The sequence below is a fragment of the Geobacter sp. genome, assembly GCA_009684525.1.
Taxonomy (GTDB): domain Bacteria; phylum Desulfobacterota; class Desulfuromonadia; order Geobacterales; family DSM-12255; genus Geoanaerobacter.
Genome location: WKKR01000003.1, coordinates 222,496 through 240,317 on the forward strand (window position 1 = coordinate 222,496; position 17,822 = coordinate 240,317).

General features: G+C 63.8%; 19 protein-coding genes. 17 read left to right on the plus strand and 2 right to left on the minus strand.

The annotated features are described in order from the left end of the window. Positions 1 to 10 precede the first annotated feature (10 nt). From GJT30_11990 to nikR, 16 genes are all read left to right on the plus strand, one after another. Positions 11 to 1,105 carry a cobalt-precorrin-5B (C(1))-methyltransferase gene (locus tag GJT30_11990; protein MSM40330.1) on the plus strand — a complete coding sequence of 365 codons (1,095 nt, stop codon included), beginning with the start codon at positions 11 to 13 and terminating at the stop codon, positions 1,103 to 1,105. Positions 1,106 to 1,211: 106 nt separating this feature from the next. Continuing rightward, entirely contained in the window at positions 1,212 to 2,429 is a 1,218-nt protein-coding gene (cbiE, locus tag GJT30_11995) for a precorrin-6y C5,15-methyltransferase (decarboxylating) subunit CbiE (protein MSM40331.1), read from the plus strand. Next, on the plus strand, positions 2,429 to 3,151 hold the full coding sequence (gene cobI / locus GJT30_12000) for a precorrin-2 C(20)-methyltransferase (protein ID MSM40332.1): 723 nt from the start codon (positions 2,429 to 2,431) through the stop codon (positions 3,149 to 3,151). The genes cbiE and cobI overlap by 1 nt, the downstream gene beginning before the upstream one ends. A gap of 8 nt (positions 3,152 to 3,159) precedes the next feature. After that, complete coding sequence (locus GJT30_12005) at positions 3,160 to 3,519, plus strand: hypothetical protein (GenBank protein MSM40333.1); 360 nt, start codon at positions 3,160 to 3,162, stop codon at positions 3,517 to 3,519. A gap of 9 nt (positions 3,520 to 3,528) precedes the next feature. Then, positions 3,529 to 4,314 carry a precorrin-4 C(11)-methyltransferase gene (gene cobM / locus GJT30_12010; GenBank protein ID MSM40334.1) on the plus strand — a complete coding sequence of 262 codons (786 nt, stop codon included), beginning with the start codon at positions 3,529 to 3,531 and terminating at the stop codon, positions 4,312 to 4,314. A gap of 74 nt (positions 4,315 to 4,388) precedes the next feature. Continuing rightward, entirely contained in the window at positions 4,389 to 5,438 is a 1,050-nt protein-coding gene (locus tag GJT30_12015; GenBank protein MSM40335.1) for a cobalt-precorrin 5A hydrolase, read from the plus strand. Beyond that, entirely contained in the window at positions 5,435 to 7,753 is a 2,319-nt protein-coding gene (locus tag GJT30_12020; GenBank protein MSM40336.1) for a cobyric acid synthase, read from the plus strand. Before GJT30_12015 ends, GJT30_12020 begins: the two co-directional genes overlap by 4 nt. Beyond that, entirely contained in the window at positions 7,753 to 8,709 is a 957-nt protein-coding gene (gene cobD / locus GJT30_12025) for a cobalamin biosynthesis protein CobD (protein MSM40337.1), read from the plus strand. Before GJT30_12020 ends, cobD begins: the two co-directional genes overlap by 1 nt. Then, a complete protein-coding gene (locus tag GJT30_12030; protein MSM40338.1) occupies positions 8,706 to 9,782 on the plus strand; it encodes a threonine-phosphate decarboxylase in 1,077 nt (358 codons plus the stop codon). Before cobD ends, GJT30_12030 begins: the two co-directional genes overlap by 4 nt. A 197-nt stretch (positions 9,783 to 9,979) precedes the next feature. Next, positions 9,980 to 10,387, plus strand: coding sequence for a hypothetical protein (locus GJT30_12035; GenBank protein MSM40339.1), 408 nt, complete (start codon positions 9,980 to 9,982; stop codon positions 10,385 to 10,387). 18 nt (positions 10,388 to 10,405) lie between these two features. Beyond that, the gene (locus tag GJT30_12040) at positions 10,406 to 11,119 is read left to right on the plus strand and encodes a YkgJ family cysteine cluster protein (protein ID MSM40340.1); all 714 of its coding nucleotides are present in this window, start codon (positions 10,406 to 10,408) and stop codon (positions 11,117 to 11,119) included. Positions 11,120 to 11,225: 106 nt separating this feature from the next. Beyond that, the gene (locus GJT30_12045) at positions 11,226 to 11,525 is read left to right on the plus strand and encodes a hypothetical protein (protein ID MSM40341.1); all 300 of its coding nucleotides are present in this window, start codon (positions 11,226 to 11,228) and stop codon (positions 11,523 to 11,525) included. 32 nt (positions 11,526 to 11,557) lie between these two features. Beyond that, the gene (locus GJT30_12050; protein MSM40342.1) at positions 11,558 to 12,505 is read left to right on the plus strand and encodes a zinc-binding protein; all 948 of its coding nucleotides are present in this window, start codon (positions 11,558 to 11,560) and stop codon (positions 12,503 to 12,505) included. Beyond that, positions 12,493 to 13,242, plus strand: a complete 750-nt coding sequence (locus GJT30_12055) for an ATP-binding cassette domain-containing protein (protein ID MSM40343.1) — start codon at positions 12,493 to 12,495, stop codon at positions 13,240 to 13,242. The genes GJT30_12050 and GJT30_12055 overlap by 13 nt, the downstream gene beginning before the upstream one ends. A gap of 76 nt (positions 13,243 to 13,318) precedes the next feature. Then, complete coding sequence (locus tag GJT30_12060; GenBank protein ID MSM40344.1) at positions 13,319 to 14,143, plus strand: metal ABC transporter permease; 825 nt, start codon at positions 13,319 to 13,321, stop codon at positions 14,141 to 14,143. Between the two features lie 19 nt (positions 14,144 to 14,162). Continuing rightward, complete coding sequence (nikR, locus tag GJT30_12065) at positions 14,163 to 14,585, plus strand: nickel-responsive transcriptional regulator NikR (protein ID MSM40345.1); 423 nt, start codon at positions 14,163 to 14,165, stop codon at positions 14,583 to 14,585. Between the two features lie 33 nt (positions 14,586 to 14,618). Here the strand turns inward: nikR and GJT30_12070 are convergent, their stop codons facing one another. Together GJT30_12070 and GJT30_12075 are read right to left on the minus strand one after the other, a co-directional pair. Then, on the minus strand, positions 14,619 to 15,032 hold the full coding sequence (locus GJT30_12070; protein MSM40346.1) for a hypothetical protein: 414 nt from the start codon (positions 15,030 to 15,032) through the stop codon (positions 14,619 to 14,621). A gap of 2 nt (positions 15,033 to 15,034) precedes the next feature. Beyond that, the gene (locus GJT30_12075; GenBank protein MSM40347.1) at positions 15,035 to 16,852 is read right to left on the minus strand and encodes a bifunctional homocysteine S-methyltransferase/methylenetetrahydrofolate reductase; all 1,818 of its coding nucleotides are present in this window, start codon (positions 16,850 to 16,852) and stop codon (positions 15,035 to 15,037) included. Between the two features lie 110 nt (positions 16,853 to 16,962). On the opposite strand from GJT30_12075, the gene GJT30_12080 reads away from it, so the two are divergent. Next, positions 16,963 to 17,562 carry a DedA family protein gene (locus tag GJT30_12080; GenBank protein MSM40348.1) on the plus strand — a complete coding sequence of 200 codons (600 nt, stop codon included), beginning with the start codon at positions 16,963 to 16,965 and terminating at the stop codon, positions 17,560 to 17,562. The last annotated feature ends 260 nt before the right edge of the window (positions 17,563 to 17,822 follow it).

Consider the following 17,822-nt stretch of genomic DNA (forward strand, 5'->3'; position numbering starts at 1 on the left):
ACCGGCCGACATGAAGCAGCTCCGCCACGGCTATACCACCGGCGCCTGTGCTGCGGCCGCTGCCAAGGGGGCGGCGCAGATGCTCCGGGAGCAGCGGCCGGTCGACGAGGTGGAGATCGTCCTCCCCCGCGGCGAGACGGCCAGGTTCCGGCTGCACGGCCAGGCATTCGACGAACAGTCGGCGAGCTGCCATGTGGTGAAGGATGCGGGGGACGACCCGGATGTGACCAATGGCGCACAGATCCATGTCACGGTCCGAGGGGAGAGGATCAGGCGCCCCGGCGGGACAACCATGGTTTTCGTGCGCGGTGGCGTCGGGGTCGGCCGGGTGACGAAGCCGGGACTGGCCGTTGCGGTGGGGGAACCGGCCATCAACCCGGTGCCGCTCCGGATGATCACCGAGGCGGTGAAGGGGGTCTACGCGCTCGTCTGCATCCCCCATGTCCTGTACGTGACCGTCTCGATCCCCAATGGCGAAGAGCTCGCCAGAAAGACCCTCAACGCCCGGCTCGGCATCATCGGCGGCCTCTCCATCCTCGGCACCACCGGCATTGTCCGCCCCATCTCCGCAAAAGCCTGGACCGACACCATCGATGCAGCCCTGGACGTGGCCCGCGCCTGCGGCTGCCGGACAGTGGTCCTCTCCACCGGCCGGACCAGCGAGATCGTGGCGGAGCGCCATCTCGGGCAGCCTGAAAGCGGCAACCCCCTCAAGGAGGAGTGCCTGGTGATGATGGGGGACCACGTGGGGTACGCCCTGCGGGCCTGCAGCACAAAAGGGATTGCACGGGTCGTGGTTGCCGGCCAGTTTGCCAAGCTCTTGAAGATCGCCTGCGGCCACGAACAGACCCATGTCTTTTCGTCGCAGCTCGATCTGGGCACCCTGGCGCAGTGGCTCTCGGCCAATCCAGCTACCATGGCTCTTGCGGAGCGAACCCGGTCTGCGAACACCGCTCGCCAGGTCCTCGACGAGTCGGGTGCCGACCCGGCGCTGATCCGCCTCGTCTGCGAGAGGGCGGCTTTGGCGGCGCGGCAACTGGCGCCGGAAACGGAAACAAAAGTTTTATTGGCAGGGTACGGCGGCGAAGTGCTATATTTCGGGTAAAATGTGTCAGGAACGGCGTTTCTCTCCGGGACGCGGCAGGCGGAGCAGCCAGCCCCGTCCCGGTCGGACGCGCATGATCCCGATGTTTTGGTAAGGGAGGGTGGACATGTCTCAACAGAAGATTTATCTGGTCGGTGCCGGCATTGCGGGATGGGAGGGGTTCGGCTCCAAGGCCCTGGAGGTGATCGACAAGGCCGAGGTGATGATCGGCCACCAGCGCCACCTGGACATCATCCCCCATTTTACCGGCGAAAAACAGGTGTTGGGCGATCTCTCCATCATGCTCGACTTCCTGAAAAAGACCGACAAGCGGACCGTGGTCCTCGGGTCCGGCGATCCCAACTTCTTCGGGGTCGCCCGCTTCCTTTTGCGCAACCTCCCCAAGGAGCGGATCGAGATCTATCCCAATGTCACCAGCGTCCAGTACGCCTTTGCCCGGATCAAGGAGCCGTGGGACGATGCCATCTTCGTTTCCGTGCATGGCCGTGGGCTGCAGCGGGCCATCGACCGGATCATCGCAGCCGAGAAGGTGGCGGTGCTCACCGATCAGGCCAATACGCCGGCGGCCATTGCCCGCGCGCTGATCGACCGCGGGGCAGAGGGGTATGATGCCTGGCTCTGCGAGGAGATGGGGCTGCCGGGGGAGAAGTTCACCAAGACCGATGTCAAGGGGCTCCTGGAGATCAAGGCCTCTCCCCTCAATATCCTGATCCTGATCAAGGCGTGGGAGCCGAACCTTGAGCACTTCCCGCTCATCGGCATCGACGATGACCAGTTCGCCACGGTCAAGAAGCTGATCACCAAGCAGGAGGTGCGGGCCGTCACCCTGGCCAAGCTGCAGCTCCAGGACGACCTGGTGCTGTGGGACGTCGGCGCAGGCAGCGGCTCGGTCTCCATCGAGGCGTCCAACCTGATGCCCAACGGCCGGATCTACGCCCTGGAGCGGAACCCTCAGTACATCGGTTTTCTGCGCGACAACCTGAAAAAGTTCGTGGCCCGCAACGTGCTGCTGGTGGAGGCCTTTGCCCCGGAGGGGCTCGACGACCTTCCCGACCCGGACCGGGTCTTTATCGGCGGTTCCGGCGGGATGCTGGAAGAGATCATCGAGGCTGCCGACCGGCGCCTGAAGTCGGAAGGGCTGATCGTCCTCAATGCCGTGACCCTGGACACCCTGACCAAGTCGGTGGAGTTCCTGGAGGATCATGGCTATACCGTGGAGGTGACCTGCGTCAACATCGCCAAGACCAAGGGGCTGACCGAATACAAGCTGTTCGAGGCCCAGAACCCGGTCTATATCGTTGCCGCCAGAAAGGAAACCGAATAATGGCCAGGGTCTATGCAGTCGGTGTCGGCCCCGGAGACCCGGAACTCCTGACCAGGAAGGCCGAGCGCCTGCTCCGCCAGTCCCCGGTGATTTGCGCCCCCACCGGCAGCGCCGACGCCGCCAGCTATGCCCTGGTGATCGTCGAGCAGTTCATAGACCGGGACCGCCAGGAGGTGATCAGTCAGGTATTCCCCATGCAGAAGGACCAGGCCGGTCTGGGGGAATTCTGGGAGCGCGCTGCCGCCCAGGTGGCGGACCATGTGCGGGCAGGCCGCGACGTGGCCTTCATCACCATCGGCGACCCGTTTCTCTACTCCACCTTTCTTTATCTCTACCGGATCTTCCGCACGAGCTATCCCGACATCGAGGTGGAGGTGGTCCCCGGCATCTCCAGCATCAATGCCGCCTCAGCCGCTGCCGGCCTGCCGCTTGGGATGGGAGGGGAGCGGATCGCCATCCTGCCGGCCGTCTATGCGGACGACGAGCTGCGCAAGGCACTGCAGGATTTCGATACCGTGGTAATGATGAAGGTCCACCGGGTCTTCGACCGTGTCTACGGACTGCTGCGGGAGCTAGGCCTGGAGCGGAATGCCGTCTTTGTCCGCCGGGTCGGTTCGCGCCAGCAGGAGGTGGTCGTCGATCTGGCCAGCCTGCTGGGAAAAGAGCTGGACTACCTCTCCATGCTGATCGTCGCCAAGAATCCCTCATTCACCCTGTCGTGAGGTACACCATGCAGATCGCCCGTTTGTCATCCCTTGTTTTCGTCGCCCTGTCGCTTACCACCCCCCTGTGCGCCCAGGATGAGCTGGAAGCGGAGATACTTCCGCAAGCCGAAGCGCCCTCGTATGCCGCACCCACCGGTGAGATCGGCCGCTACCAGCTCTTCGAGGGACAGTTCGCCGTCATCAGCTCCAAGGAGCCGGAGAGGGCAGAGAAGCACCTGTACCGGGTCGATACCGCCACCGGCAAGGTCTGGATCGGCAAGCAGGTCCAGTATCAGGACAAGAAGACCGGCCGCCTGGTGCAGCAGCGCTACTGGGAGCCGTTCGAGCAGTACATCGAAGCGCCGTCCGCGGCTCCGGCAAAGTAACCGTTCTCCATGGGTATTTTGCATCCGCATATCGTCCATTTCATCGGCGCCGGACCCGGCGATGCCGAGCTGATCACCGTCAAGGGGGCTCGCCTGCTCGGCGAGGCCCAGGTGGTGGTCTATGCCGGCAGCCTGGTGGACCGGGAGCTGGTTCGCACCTATGCTCCCGACGCCGATCTCTTCGATTCCGCGGGCATGACCCTGGCCGAGACGACGCAGGCTCTTGCCGAGGCGGTGCTGGCGGGCCGACGGGCAGTCAGGCTCCATACCGGGGACCCTTCCATCTATGGCGCCATCCAGGAGCAGATGGCGGAGCTGGACCGGCTGGGGATCGGCTACGAGGTCGTTCCCGGCGTTACCAGCGCCTGTGCCGCCGCTGCGGCGCTCAAGCAGGAGCTGACCCTTCCCGAGGTCTCCCAGACCGTCGTCATCACCCGGCTGGCGGGCAGGACCCCGGTGCCGGAACGGGAGCAGCTCGCCGGGATCGCCCGGATCGGTGCGACCCTGGTCATCTACCTCTCCGTCGCCATGATCGAACAGGTGGTGGAAGAGCTGCTGCAGGGGGCATATGCGCCGGAGACCCCGGCAGCGGTGGTGGCCAGGGCAACCTGGCCCGACGAGCGGATCGTCGAGGGGAGCCTTGCCGACATTGCCGCAAAGGCCAGGGAGGCGGGCATCGGCAAGCAGGCGGTCATCCTGGTGGGAGATGTTCTGCGGGCTCGCCGCGAGGGGTTGCAGGCCGTCTCCCGGCTCTACGACAGCGGATTCAGCCACGAATTCAGGATTGTCACCTAGGAACAACCTGAGTCTTTCAACAACTTGCCAGGAGCGGTCATGACCCGGACCCCGTTTCCCGTGCCGGTTGCTCCATGAAGCCGGCCGTCATCGCCATCACCCGCAACGGCGCCCGTCTGGGGGCGAGGCTTCGCGAGGGGCTCGGGGCCGAGCTGTTTGTGCTCGTGAAGTACCGCGGCCAGGCAGGTCCGGCAGCGCAGGGGTTCGACGACCTCGGCGGACTGCTTGCCCGCCTCTGGGGCGAAAAACGCGGGATTGTCTGCATCATGGCCGCCGGTATCGTGGTGCGGCTGGTGGCGCCGCTCCTGGAGGGGAAGGATAAGGACCCGGCCGTGGTGGTGATGGACGAGCGGGGGAAGTTCGCCATCTCGCTTCTGTCCGGCCACCTGGGGGGCGCCAACGAGCTGGCCGAACGGTGCGCCTTCGTGAGCGGTGCACGGCCCGTCATCACTACTGCCACCGACGTGAACGGGCTCCCCTCCTTCGATATGCTCGCCAGGGACCACAGCTGGGGGATCGACGACCTGGGCCGGGTCAAGCTCCTGAACAGCCTGCTCCTGGACGACGAGGAGATCGCCGTGGTCGATCCCTCCGGCCAGGTCCATTCCTATTTCCATGGCCGGGGTAAACTCGTTTTTTACGACACGTTCGTCGCCGGGATGCGCAGCGGAGCCCGCGGGGTGCTTGTCGTTACCAACAGCATCGTGCCACCCCAGCTTGCGAGCGGGAACCTGCTGGTGCTCCGGCCGCGCAACCTGGTGCTCGGGGTCGGTTGCAACAGCGGCACGAGCCGGGAAGAGATCGAAGAGGTCATCCTGACCAGCCTGAAGCGGCTCCTGCTTTCGCCGCAGAGCATTGCCTGCCTGGCCACGGCCGAGGCGAAGCGGGAAGAGCCGGGGCTGGTAGCCTGCGCAGAGTCCCTGCAGGTGCCGCTTCGCTGGTTTACGAGTGTCGAGCTGAACGGGGTGCCCGTGCCGAGCCCGCCGTCGAAGCATGCCCTGAGGGCCATCGGCGCAACCGGGGTGGCGGAGCCGGCTGCCCTGCTTGCCTCCGATGGGGGTAAGCTGCTGCTCGGCAAGGTAAAGAGCGGCAACGTGACACTTGCCATTGCGGAGATTCCATGAGCAAACTATTCGTCGTCGGGATCGGTCCCGGCGGCCTGGAACAGATGACCTTCGAGGCGCGAAGCGCCATGGAGGAAGCATCGGTGGTGGTGGGGTACACAACCTACCTCGACCTGGTGAAGCCTCTTCTGGCAGGGAAGCAGAAGGTTTCGTCCGGGATGCGCCAGGAGATCCCCCGTTGCCGCGAGGCGCTACGTCTGGCTGCGGAAGGTGCCGTGGTGGCCCTGGTCTCCGGCGGCGACGCCGGGATCTACGGTATGGCCGGGCTGGTGCTGGAACTGGCGGCCGAGATGCTTGAGCCGCCGGAGATCGTTGTAGTGCCGGGCGTCTCCGCGGTGCAGGCCGCTGCAGCCGTACTGGGCGCGCCGCTCATGCACGACTTTGCCGTGATCTCCCTCTCCGACCTGCTCACCCCCTGGGAGGTGATCCGGAGCCGCCTGCAGGCCGCGGCTGCCGCCGATTTCGTCATTGCCCTCTACAACCCCCGGAGCAAAGGGCGGACCAGCCAGCTGGTCGAGGCCCGCGATATCCTCCTGACTGCGCGGCCCGCCGCGACCCCGGTCGGGATCGTCCGTAACGCCTGCCGCAGCGGCGAGGAGAAGACCGTCTGCACCCTGGCGGATCTGCCGGACCATCCGGTGGACATGTTTTCGCTGGTGATCATCGGCAATGCTTCCACCCACGTGGACGATGCAGGCCGGATGGTGACCCCCCGGGGGTACCGGACCACAGCTGTCCCGCACAGGGCAAAGGCGACCACGGCCGGGGTGCCCGCAGCCGTCGCCTCCCCCGCGGCCACCGATTCCGGGGCGCTCATGTTCTGCGGTACCGGCTCTGATGTGGGGAAGTCGGTGCTCACGGCCGGCTTCTGCCGCATCCTCGCCGATCGCGGCATCAAGGTGGCGCCGTTCAAGTCGCAAAACATGGCCCTCAACTCGGCGGTCACCCCCGAAGGCGGGGAGATCGGCCGGGCCCAGGCGCTGCAGGCCCAGGCCTGCCGGATCGCCCCCCACACCGACATGAACCCCGTCCTGCTCAAGCCATCCTCGGACACCGGGAGCCAGGTGATCGTCCAGGGAAAGGCCGTGGGGCACATGCGGGTGGCCGAATACACCGCCTTCAAGCCGCAGGCGTTCGAACGGATCAGGGAGAGTTTTGCCCGGCTGCGCCGGCAGTACGAGTTCGTGGTGATCGAAGGGGCCGGGAGCATCGCCGAGATCAACCTTAAGTCCCACGACATCGCCAATCTGAAGATTGCTGCGATGGCCGATTGCCCGGTGATCCTGGTGGCCGACATCGACCGGGGAGGGGTGTTCGCCCAGATCGTCGGCACAATGGCGCTGTTGGACGAAGAGGAGCGGCGCCGCATCGGCGGGGTGATCATCAACAAGTTCCGGGGCGATCCGTCCCTGCTCGGGCCGGGGATTGCCGAGGTGGAGCGGATGACCGGGGTGCCGGTGCTGGGGGTGGTCCCCTGGTTCAGCGGGTTCCGCCTGCCGGAAGAGGACAGCGTGGCCCTGCAGAGGCGGGCCAAGGTGGTGCGCATCCGTCCCAGGAAGGAAAAGCTGGCGGTGGGGGTGGTCAGGCTGCCCCGGATCTCCAATTATACCGATTTCGACCCGTTCGAGGACGAGCCTGATGTGGCGCTCCATTACGTGGAGAGTCCCGAGCAACTGGCAGGGCTCGACCTGCTGGTGCTGCCGGGGAGCAAGTCCACCATCGCCGACCTTAATTTTCTCATGGAACAGGACCTGTTCGCGGCGATCCGGGCTTTTCCCGGCCAGATCGTCGGCATCTGCGGCGGCTACCAGATGCTGGGCAAGCTGGTGCTCGATCCCGACGGCGTGGAATCGGAACTCCATCATGCCGAAGGGCTGGGGCTCCTGGATGCGGTAACGGTGATGCGTGCCGGAAAGCAGACCCACCAGGCAGTGGCGACTCTCCTGGGTGAAGCCGGGCTCAGCACCTCCCCGCGCGGGGGGACCATTACCGGTTACGAGATCCATATGGGTGAGACGCTCCTGGGGGACGAGGTTTCCCCCTTTGCCCGGATCGTGAGCCGTTCCGGCGAGAAGGCCGACCTGCTGGACGGGGCGGTTTCACGTGACGGCCGGATCATGGGGACCTATCTGCACGGCATCTTCGACAACGCCGGTTTCAGGGCGGCCCTGCTCAATCGCCTCCGTCGCCAGAAGGGGCTCTCCACGGTCACCCCGGTGACCGCGTCGCAAGATCCCCTCGAACTGTTGGCGCGGCACCTGGAAAAGAGCCTGGACATGAACCGGCTATTCGCCCTCGCAGGGATTGCGACGTGATGATGCTCTCCCCGCCGGCATTGGTCGGCGCCGTTCTCCTCGACCTCCTGCTCGGCGACCCGCGCTGGCTGCCCCACCCGGTGGTCTTCATCGGCCGCTTCATCGCGGGGTGCGAAAAGCTGCTGCGGCGACTGGCGCTCAATGAGCGGCTGGCAGGCCTGCTGCTGGTGGTGCTGACGGTGGGGGTTACCTGTGTCGTTGCCGGGTCGATCCTGCACGGTGTCGCGCTGATCCACCCCCTGGCAGCGGAGGTTGTGGGGGCGATACTCGGATTTACCTGCCTTGCTGCCCGGTCGCTGCATGCCGAATCGGCTGCGGTGGCCGGTGCGCTCATCAGGGACGACCTGCCCGCTGCCCGATCGGCCCTGTCGATGATCGTGGGGCGCGACACCGACGGACTTTCCCCGTCGGAGATCTGGCGGGGTGCCGTGGAGACCGTGGCGGAGAACAGCTCCGACGGGGTGATCGCGCCGCTCTTTTTCCTGATGCTGGGGGGGCCGCTTGCCGCCCTTGCCTACAAGGCGGTCAACACCCTTGACTCCATGGTCGGCTACAAGAACGACCGCTATCTCCGTTTCGGCTGGGCCGCTGCCCGGCTGGACGATCTGGTCAACCTGCTGCCGGCCCGGCTGACCGGCTGCCTGATGGCGCTGGTCGCGCCGCTGGTCGGCCTTTCGGGACGTGGCGCATTGCGGGTGATGCTGCGCGACGGCCGCAACCACTCGTCCCCCAACAGCGGCATCCCCGAGGCTGCGGCAGCGGGGGCGCTCGGCGTACAGCTCGGAGGGACCAACCACTATTTCGGTAAACCGGTGGAGAAGCTGACCATCGGCGATCCGGTGCAGCCGTTGGGTGAAGCGGCATGGCGCGGCGCGGTGCGGCTCATGTACGGGAGCGGGGCGCTGCTCATGGGGGGCTGGCTGATGGTGACGATCTGGAGCAGAGGATGGCCATGACGACCTTCGACCATGGCGGCAATCTCTTTGCCGTTGCCCGGCAGCTGGGGCTGAAGCCCCAGGATCTCCTGGATTTTTCCGCCAGTATCAACCCGCTGGGGATGCCGACCGGGATGCGCCAGACGATCATCGACCAGGTCGACCAGCTGGTCCACTATCCCGATGCCGGGGCTCAACCGCTCAAAGAGGCCCTGGCAGCCTATCACGGGGTTCCCCCGGAGCAGGTCTGCCCCGCCAACGGCTCGACCGAGCTGATCTATCTCCTCCCCCGGCTGGTGAAGGGGGCGCGGGCGCTCATCGTTGCCCCGGCATTCTCCGAATACGCCCATGCCCTGAAAGCCGCCGGCTGGCAGGTGGCTTATCATTCCCTCTCCCCCTCCGATGGCTTTGCCCTCTCGCTCCCCCTGCTGGAGCAGCGGTTGGCCGAGCAGTATGACCTTCTCTTCCTCTGCAATCCGGGAAACCCCACCGGCGCGCTCTGCAGCCGCGCTGATATCGACGCCGTCCAGTCGCTCTGCAACGATTTCGGGACGATGCTGGTCCTGGACGAGGCCTTCATCGACTTCTGCGGGGAGGATTGCTCGGCAACCCGCTCAGTTTCCGGTAGCGGTAACGGTATCGTGCTTCGCTCCATGACCAAGTTCTACGCCATGCCCGGTCTGCGGCTGGGGTATGCCGTTACCGACGCCGAGACCTGCCAGCGGTTCGAAGCGGTGCGGGGTCCCTGGAACGTCAATGTCCTGGCCCAGGCTGCAGGGCTTGCCGCCCTGGCAGATGAGCGGTTTCGCGCGCAATCGGTTGTCTATGCGGCAGAGCAGCGGGAGGCGATGACCCGTCAGCTTGCTGCCGTGACCCCGCTCAAGCCGTTTCCGGGTGCGGCGAACTACCTGCTGCTCCGGCTGCCTGCCGGGTATCCGGCGGGCGAACTCTGCCGGAAGATGCTCGGGCGGGGTCTGCTGATCCGCGATTGCAGCACGTTTGTCGGCCTGGATGGGAGATTCGTCCGGGTGGCGGTCCGCACCCCGGACGAGAATGCACGTCTGATCGCCACCTTTGCCGAACTGTTCTGCTAATCGCCCGGCTTTTGTCTGTGAAATGTAAAATTCTCTGAACATGATGTCGGATTACTTTACATTTCCGGTGTCTCGGTTAGGCTTTGATACGCGTAACTACCATGTAATACAGGATTTGAGTTGCAGGTGTGCTATTTGCATGCTAATTAAAATGGTGGTCTGACAAATTTTATTGCGGATTGCGCTGTTATCCAGCCATGCTGGCGATGTGCCGGAAGGAGGAAGGTGTGGACAAGAGAAAATTCAGCAGGGTTTCGTTTCATGCCCCGGTCTACGTGAGCAGCAAAGGCAGGACCTATGCCGGAGAGGTCGAGAATGTCTGTCATGGCGGGATGTTCGTCAAGACGGTCGGTGATTTCACCAGCGGCGAGCAGGTCCTGGTCTCGGTCAACTTTCTCGAGGGGAGTTCCCAGCTCTCCGTTACCATGCCCGGCAGGGTTGCCAGGCTCTGCGCCGACGGCATCGGCGTCCATTCTCCCCACATCGACACCCACTCGCTCATCCATTTTGAATCCCTGCTGGCAAGTACCAGCGATAACCGGGAGCGGCTGGTGGAGGATTTCATAGATTACGTCACCACCCAGCAGGAGCGACATCTCCTTTGACCCCCTGCTGCACGGGGGATGCTGACACCGAACCGACATATGGCACCGGGAACCTTCGATTTTTTTGGTTTTTCCGATGAAGTCGCCGCAGTAGCCATCTCCCGGCTGCGATCTTGCGGCGATGCAGCAACCCTGTGCGCCCTGACCGCCGAGATTGTGGCCCTGGCGGAACAACGACTCGCCGCAGAACTTACCCCTCACGAACGATCCTTCATCGCCTGCAGATCCGGCTGCGGCCACTGTTGCCGGGTCCATGTCTCGATTCTCCCTCCTGAAGCTGCAGCCATTGCCCGTTTTCTGCACCGGTCGTTGTCTGCCGAAGCCTTGGCCGTTGTGACACGCCGCCTGGAAGATTCGTATGAGGTGGTCCGCTGGATGGACGACGAGGAGCGGCGGCGAAACGGCATACCCTGCCCGTTTCTGGCCGCTGACCAGAGTTGCGGGATCTATCCGGTCAGGCCGCTGGCCTGCCGGGGGATTACCTCCCTGGACCCCGAAGCCTGTGCCGTCGCCATGGCGGCCTCGTCCGCCTGCGACGACCTGCCGGTCATCGTCCAGAATATCACCCAACTGCTGCTCATGAAGGGGGCGTATGTGGGGTATGCCCGCGGATTGGCCGAGTGCGGGCTCGACAGCAGGGGGTTCGAACTGTCCGGAGCTGTCCTGACGCTCGTCCGCCAACCGGAGCAGATCGGCGCGCTGGCCGGGGGAAGTCTTCTTGCCTTGACCTGACGGCCTTCCGGCGGTACATTGGAAGTGTAAGAAGCTGTCTTTGGCTGGATACATGGTATGTCGCGTTGCCGAGGCCCGACTTAGCCTGAATCATGGAGGATCTGTTATGACCAATATCTGGCAGGAACGTGAAAAGGCGTTCGAGAACGAGTACATCTACCGGAAGGAAAAGGAAAAGATCGAGCAGATGAAAAAGGAGGCCCGGGAGCAGATGATCCGGGAGCTCTGCCGCAACCGGTGTCCCAAGTGCGGTGATCAGATCGAGGCCATGACCTTCCGCGGCGTACCTCTCGATAAATGTCCCGGCTGCGGCGGGGTCTGGCTCGGCCCCAACGATCTGCAGGTTCTTTCCTCGAAGGATCATCGCACCTGGTTCGACATGTGGTTCAGAGGCGAAGAGGATTGAGCGCCGGGTTGACGGCATTCCGCTGGCAGGTCATGCTGCTGCTTGCTGCCGCGTGCCTGGCGTTTTTCACGGGCTGCAGCCGCGAGACCACTTCCGGGCCCGCGGCCACCAACCGGCTGCAGGTGGTGACGACTCTGTTCCCGCTCTATGATTTTGCCCGGGCCATTGCCGGCAATCGTGCAGAGGTGCGCCTGCTCCTCCCGCCGGGCAGCGAACCGCATACCTTCGAACCGAAGCCCGAGGATATCCTGGCCATTAACCGGGCCGCCCTGTTCGTCTATACCAATCGGTTCATGGAGCCGTGGGCCGAGGATCTGGTGAAAGGTGTGCCCCGTGACCGGTTGACCGTGGTGGATGCCAGCGCCGGCTTGGTGCTGCTGGATGCCGCCGTTGGTCATGACCATGGGCATGGCGCAATGGAGGAGGGGAACCATGACGAACCGTCCGGCAAGGACCCCCACATCTGGCTCGATCTGACCAATGCCGAGGCAATGATCGACACCATCCTGGCCGGTTTCGTTGCCAGGGACCCTGCCAACCGGGACTACTACACGGCCAATGCCGCCGCTTATAAAGGGAAGCTGGCCGAACTCGACCGACGGTACCGGGCCACGCTGGGGACCTGCAAGAACAGGACGTTGCTCCATGCGGGCCATGCTGCCTTTGCCTATCTCGCCCGTCGCTACGGCATCACCTATGTCTCCGCGACCGGTGTGGCTGCCGATGCCCAGACCACGCCGACCCGCATGGCGGAGCTGGTGAAGCGAGTGCGGGCGCTGAAGCTGCAGTATATCTTCTCCGAGGAGCTGGTTTCGCCCCGAGTGGCCGAGACCATTGCCGCCGAGACCGGTGCCCACATCCTCCGCCTCCATGCCGCGCACAATATCAGCAAAGATGAGCTGGCTGCAGGGGTAACCTTCCCCGATCTCATGGAGAGAAATCTCGCTGCCTTGGCCACGGGGTTGCAATGCCGCCAGTAATCGATGTCAAGGGGCTGTATTGCCGCTACGGGGCGACCCATGTCCTGAGCGACATTACCTTCCGGGTCGAAGACGGGGACTATGTCGGCATCGTGGGTCCCAACGGTTCGGGGAAAAGCACCCTGGTCCGGGCTCTCCTGGGCCTGTCCAGCCGGGACGAGGGAGAGATCGGTCTGTTCGGCGTGCCGTTGTCGGAATTCGAGGATTGGCAGCAGATCGGCTATCTTCCCCAGCATTTCAACCTGTTCACGTCCAATTTTCCGGCCACCGTCACCGAGGTGGTCAGGCTGGGGCTCCTCTCAGGCAAGCGTTTCCCCCGCAGGATCAGCCGTGCCGATACCGCCCGGATCGATGATATCCTTGAGTACATGGGGGTCCAGGACCTGCGGCGCCGTCTCATTGGCCAGCTCTCCGGGGGGCAGCAGCAGCGCGTGCTCCTTGCCCGTGCCATGGTCAACCAGCCGAAGCTCCTGATCCTGGACGAACCGACTGCCGCCCTCGATCCCGAGACCCGCGACCGGTTTTACTCCCTGCTCGCGGAGGTGAACCGGGAGCGTAACACCACCATCCTGTTGGTGACACACGATTCGGCAACCATCGGCAGCTGCGCGTCAAAGCTCCTCTACCTGGACAAGCGGCTGGTCTTCTACGGGACCTTCCGGGAGTTCTGCGTCTCCTCTGCCATGACCAATCATTTCGGGGAACTTGCACAGCATCAGATCTGCAGGCTGCATTGATGCTTCTCACAGGTTCACGACGGGAGTCGACCCGACCCTTTCCCTTTGCATCTGACGAGCAACGGATCGCCCATTTATGGATATAGCCGAGATACTTTCCTATGGTTTCATGCAGCGTGCGCTTCTTGCCGGCTCGCTGATCGCTGTGCTCTGCGCCGTGCTCGGCTGTTTCCTGGTGTTGCGCCGCCTTTCCCTTATCGGCGACGGGCTTGCCCACGTCACCTTCGGCAGCGTTGCGCTGGCCCTCCTGCTCAAGTTCTACGCCGCATCGGCCCTCTTTGTCTCGCTGCCGGTGGTGATGCTCTGCTCGCTCGGCATTCTCAAACTGACCGAACGGGCCCGCGTGACCGGCGATGCCGCTATCGGCATTGTCTCCTCGCTCGGGATCGCCATCGGGGTCATCCTGGCGAGCCTCGGCGGCGGCTTCACCGCCGACCTCTTTAGTTACCTGTTCGGCAACATCCTGGCCATCAGCCGGGCCGAGGTGCTGCTGGCAGTGGTGCTCTGCACGACGGTCCTGCTCCTCGTCACCTTTTTCTATCACGAACTGGTTGCCATCACCTTCAACGAGGAGCTGGCGCGGATCAGCGGCATCCGCACCGGCAGGATCAGTTCCCTCCTGGTGCTGCTGACGGCGCTGACCGTGGTCCTGGCCATGAAGCTGGTGGGGATCATGCTGATATCCGCGCTGCTGATCCTCCCGTCGTCGGCTGCCCTGCAACTGGCCAGGGGGTTCAGGACGACCCTGGTGCTTGCCGCGCTGCTGGGGGTGATTGCCGTCATTGGCGGAACCTTTGCCTCGGTGATGCTGAACATCCCCACCGGGGCAACCATAGTGCTGCTCAATTTCATGATCTTCGGCCTTGCCTGTTTCGGGAAACGGCTGCTGGCCCAGGAATGACGATCGGGAGGAGGCTGGAATGGGTGAGACGGTCCGCTTTGGGGTCTCCATGGATGAGGAACTGCTCGGGAGTTTTGACCGGTTGATCGAGCAGAAGGGGTACGGAAATCGCTCCGAGGCGATCCGCGACCTGGTCCGTTCGGCGCTGGTGGAACAGGAGTGGGAGTCGGGCGAGGCAGAGACCGTGGGGACCGTGACCCTGGTCTACAACCATCATGTGGGGGATCTGGCTGAGAAATTGACCGAACAGCAGCATTCCCACCACAACGAGATCATCTCGGCGCTCCATGTCCACCTGGATGCCCACAACTGCCTGGAGGTGCTGGTGGTTCGCGGTCCTGCCCGTGACGTGCAGCAGATTGCCGACGAGCTGATCGGCGTCAAGGGGGTCAAGCACGGCAAGCTGGTGATGACCACCACCGGCAAGGAACTCCCTGCCTGAGGGGTGTGACTGCCGGAGCGTTCTGGCCGGCTGTCAGGGGAACTGGGGGGGGAGAGAGATCAGGTGCCAGCCGACCTGCTTCCCTTCGCTTTCGTACTCCCATTTTTGTTCGTCGATCACGGACTTCACGACGATCGTGTCGAGGTGGTGGTATTTGAACTCTACGGTGACCTGGGCCTTCATGTCCTTGTCGGTGAGTTCCACCCGCTTTATCTCGTATTCCACGATCTTGATCTTGTCCAGCGCCGCCAAGCGCTCAAGGTAATCGGCCCTTCGCCCCGGTTCGACGAATGCTGCCGCTCCGTTGGGCTCCTGCCAGCGGATCATCTGCTGGTAGCTGCGGATGCTGCTGTCGAGCATCTCTCCCGGCACCAGCATGGAGGCGCAGCCCCAGAACAGCAGTGCCGGAGCGAGTACCAGCAGTCGCACGACCTTTCCGTATGCCATGTTCATCTCCCTTCCCTGATGAAACGGATGAGTTCCACTGCCAGTTCATACTTGCCAAAGGGGGGGATGAGGTAGAATCCTCCCACCTCATGGCGCACCCCGTCGATGAATTCGCGGGCAATGGCCAGTCCTTCCCGCACTCCGGCTTCCTTTTCCTTGCCGCGCATCCGGCGGCGGATATGGTCCGGGATGACGATTCCCGGTACCTCGTTGTGCAGGTATTCGCAGTTTCGTTCGCTCACCAGGGGGAGGATGCCGGGCAGGAGCGGGATCGCCAGGTGGCGCGTCTGTTCTGTCATCTCCAGCAGGATCTCCCGGTCGTAGATCGGCTGGGTCTGGGCAAACCGGGCACCGGCAGCGATCTTTTTCTCCAGCCGGGCAACCTGAACCTCTGGTTTGGGCGAATTCGGATTGAAGGCGCAGCCGATGGTAAAGCCGGTCCCCTGGCCGATGGGCTGGCCCAGGGCATTGACCCCGGTATTCAGGTCGTGCATCAGCTTGAGCAGGCCGAAGGAGTTGAGGTCGTAGACCGACGATGCGCCTGCCTGGTCGCCGAGGCGGGCGGGATCACCGGTAACCGCCAGGAGGGTGCGGACCCCCAGCAGGCTCGCCCCCATCAGGTCCGACTGGAGGCCGAGGAGGTTGCGGTCGCGGCAGGTGATGTGGGCGATCACCTCGATCCCCACCTCTTGCCGGATCATGCTTCCCAGGGCGATATTTCCCATTCGGACCCGGGCCAGCGGGTTTTCCGCCAGGTTGATGGCGTCCGCGCCTGCCTCCTTGAGGGCACGGCTGCCGGCGAGGATTTTGTCGACCCGCATCCCCTGGGGCGGGTCGAGTTCAACGGTGATGACCGGCCGCCTGCCCCAATCCGCCAGGAACCCTGCCGGCTCCCGTTGCTCCTCCCGTGCTGCCGGGGAAGGCTCGGAACGGGGGACGCGCGAACGAAGCGCCGGCCGCATCCCTTTGAGGCGGTCCGCAACGGCGCGGATATGCGCGGGGGTCGTGCCGCAGCACCCCCCCACCAGGGTGGCGCCGGCTGCCACCATCTCTTCGGCCATGCTGGCGAAGTATTCCGGGGTGCAGCGGTAGATGTGGCGACCTTCGACGTATTCGGGAAAGCCGCTGTTGGCAAAGGCCGCAACCGGGAGGTCGGTGGCGGCTGCCAGTCGTTGCACGGTCCGCAGCACTTCCAGGGGGCCGGCACCGCAATTGGCGCCGATGGCATCAGCTCCGGCAGCGGTGAGCGTCATGGCCACCTGCTCGGCGGTGCAGCCGCAGGCTGTCCTGCCCCCCTCCTGGAAGGCCATGCTGGCTATGACCGGCAGACCGGTCGTCCTGGCCGCGGCAATGGCGTGACAGAGCTGTGCCGGGTCTGAGAAGGTCTCCAGGAGGAGAAGATCGACACCTCCGTCCGCCAGAGCGTTCACCTGGGTACGGAAGATCTCCTGCTGCTCGTCGGCGGAAAGCTCCCGCTCCTCACCTTTCAGCCGGACGAGAGGACCGACGGAGCCCGCCACCAGGGCCTCTGTTCCGGCGGCCCTGCGGGCAAGGAGCGCCCCCTGGCGGTTGATCTCTGCCAGTTTGTGGGCAAGGCCGATCGGCTGCAGCCGGGTGAGGTTGGCTCCGAAGGTATTGGTCTCGATGATCCGGGCACCGGCTGCCAGGTATTCGGCGTGGAGCTCCAGCACCAGTTGGGGACGGACCAGGTTCAGGTGCTCGAAGTTGGCGTCCAGTCCGACACCCTTGGCGTAGAGCATGGTGCCGATGGCGCCGTCTCCCGCCAGGACCTCGTTTTTCAGCCGTTCACGCAACGTCATGGAGACCATCCTGGGGTGGCGCGCCCTGCAGGTATCGGTTTTGCTGGTCTTTTCGCCTCATTTTGTTAGAATGCTCCGCCGATAGTCCGAACGAGACAGGAGACAATATGCTGCACGAAGTCATCAACTGGCTGCTGGCTACCATCCTGAAGATGGGGTATCCCGGTATTTTTCTGCTCATGGCCATGGAGAGCTCGGTCATCCCGATCCCCAGCGAACTGGTCATGCCCCCTGCCGGCTACTGGGCTGCCGAGGGGAAGATGAACATCTTCGTCGCCATTGTCTGCGGCACCCTGGGGAGCCTGGTCGGCGCCTATGCCAACTACTTTGCTGCCCATTACCTGGGGCGGCCGCTGGTGCTCCGTTACGGCAAATATGTCGGCATCACCGAACACAAGTTTGCCAAGGTCGAGGCATTCTTCCACAAACATGGCGAGATTTCAACATTCATCGGCCGGCTTCTGCCGGTGGTCCGCCACCTGATCTCGCTCCCGGCCGGACTGGCAGGGATGAACCACTGGAAGTTTTCCTTCTACACCCTCTTCGGTGCCGGGATCTGGTGCACGGTGCTTGCCTGGATCGGCTACATCATCGGCGAGAACCAGGACCTGATCATGCGTTATTCCCACCAGGCGGTCATCGGCGTGGTGATCTTCAGCGTGCTGCTGGTGGCGGTGTACGTCTGGGTGCACCGCCGCCGCTCACGATAGCGCCAGCACGCTGCCTGGGCCAGGTTGAACGGGCCGCTCTCCATAACGGGGGCGGCCCGTTTTTTTTGTCCTGAAAATCCGGGGAGCAGGGCATATGCATCTTGTCGGAATAATTTACATTTGTGGCGTAACCCGAAAATACACCCCGCTAAGGTCCCAAGAATTAACACAAAGTAATTATGGCACGAGAATTGAAAATGACTAATGATGCTGAGCTGTTGAGGTGGTTCAATGCACGAGTGCACGGACATTATCAATGA

Coding starts and splice junctions, on each gene's coding strand:
- GJT30_12055 (MSM40343.1), top strand. CDS start 12,493: ATGCCGCCAGTAATCGATGTCAAGGGGCTGTATTGCCGCTACGGGGCG.
- cobI (MSM40332.1), top strand. CDS start 2,429: ATGGCCAGGGTCTATGCAGTCGGTGTCGGCCCCGGAGACCCGGAACTC.
- GJT30_12030 (MSM40338.1), top strand. CDS start 8,706: ATGACGACCTTCGACCATGGCGGCAATCTCTTTGCCGTTGCCCGGCAG.
- cbiE (MSM40331.1), top strand. CDS start 1,212: ATGTCTCAACAGAAGATTTATCTGGTCGGTGCCGGCATTGCGGGATGG.
- nikR (MSM40345.1), top strand. CDS start 14,163: ATGGGTGAGACGGTCCGCTTTGGGGTCTCCATGGATGAGGAACTGCTC.
- GJT30_12005 (MSM40333.1), top strand. CDS start 3,160: ATGCAGATCGCCCGTTTGTCATCCCTTGTTTTCGTCGCCCTGTCGCTT.
- GJT30_12075 (MSM40347.1), bottom strand. CDS start 16,852: ATGACGTTGCGTGAACGGCTGAAAAACGAGGTCCTGGCGGGAGACGGC.
- GJT30_11990 (MSM40330.1), top strand. CDS start 11: ATGAAGCAGCTCCGCCACGGCTATACCACCGGCGCCTGTGCTGCGGCC.
- GJT30_12040 (MSM40340.1), top strand. CDS start 10,406: ATGCTGACACCGAACCGACATATGGCACCGGGAACCTTCGATTTTTTT.
- cobM (MSM40334.1), top strand. CDS start 3,529: ATGGGTATTTTGCATCCGCATATCGTCCATTTCATCGGCGCCGGACCC.
- GJT30_12060 (MSM40344.1), top strand. CDS start 13,319: ATGGATATAGCCGAGATACTTTCCTATGGTTTCATGCAGCGTGCGCTT.
- GJT30_12015 (MSM40335.1), top strand. CDS start 4,389: ATGAAGCCGGCCGTCATCGCCATCACCCGCAACGGCGCCCGTCTGGGG.
- cobD (MSM40337.1), top strand. CDS start 7,753: ATGATGCTCTCCCCGCCGGCATTGGTCGGCGCCGTTCTCCTCGACCTC.
- GJT30_12050 (MSM40342.1), top strand. CDS start 11,558: ATGCTGCTGCTTGCTGCCGCGTGCCTGGCGTTTTTCACGGGCTGCAGC.
- GJT30_12035 (MSM40339.1), top strand. CDS start 9,980: ATGCTGGCGATGTGCCGGAAGGAGGAAGGTGTGGACAAGAGAAAATTC.
- GJT30_12020 (MSM40336.1), top strand. CDS start 5,435: ATGAGCAAACTATTCGTCGTCGGGATCGGTCCCGGCGGCCTGGAACAG.
- GJT30_12070 (MSM40346.1), bottom strand. CDS start 15,032: ATGGCATACGGAAAGGTCGTGCGACTGCTGGTACTCGCTCCGGCACTG.
- GJT30_12045 (MSM40341.1), top strand. CDS start 11,226: ATGACCAATATCTGGCAGGAACGTGAAAAGGCGTTCGAGAACGAGTAC.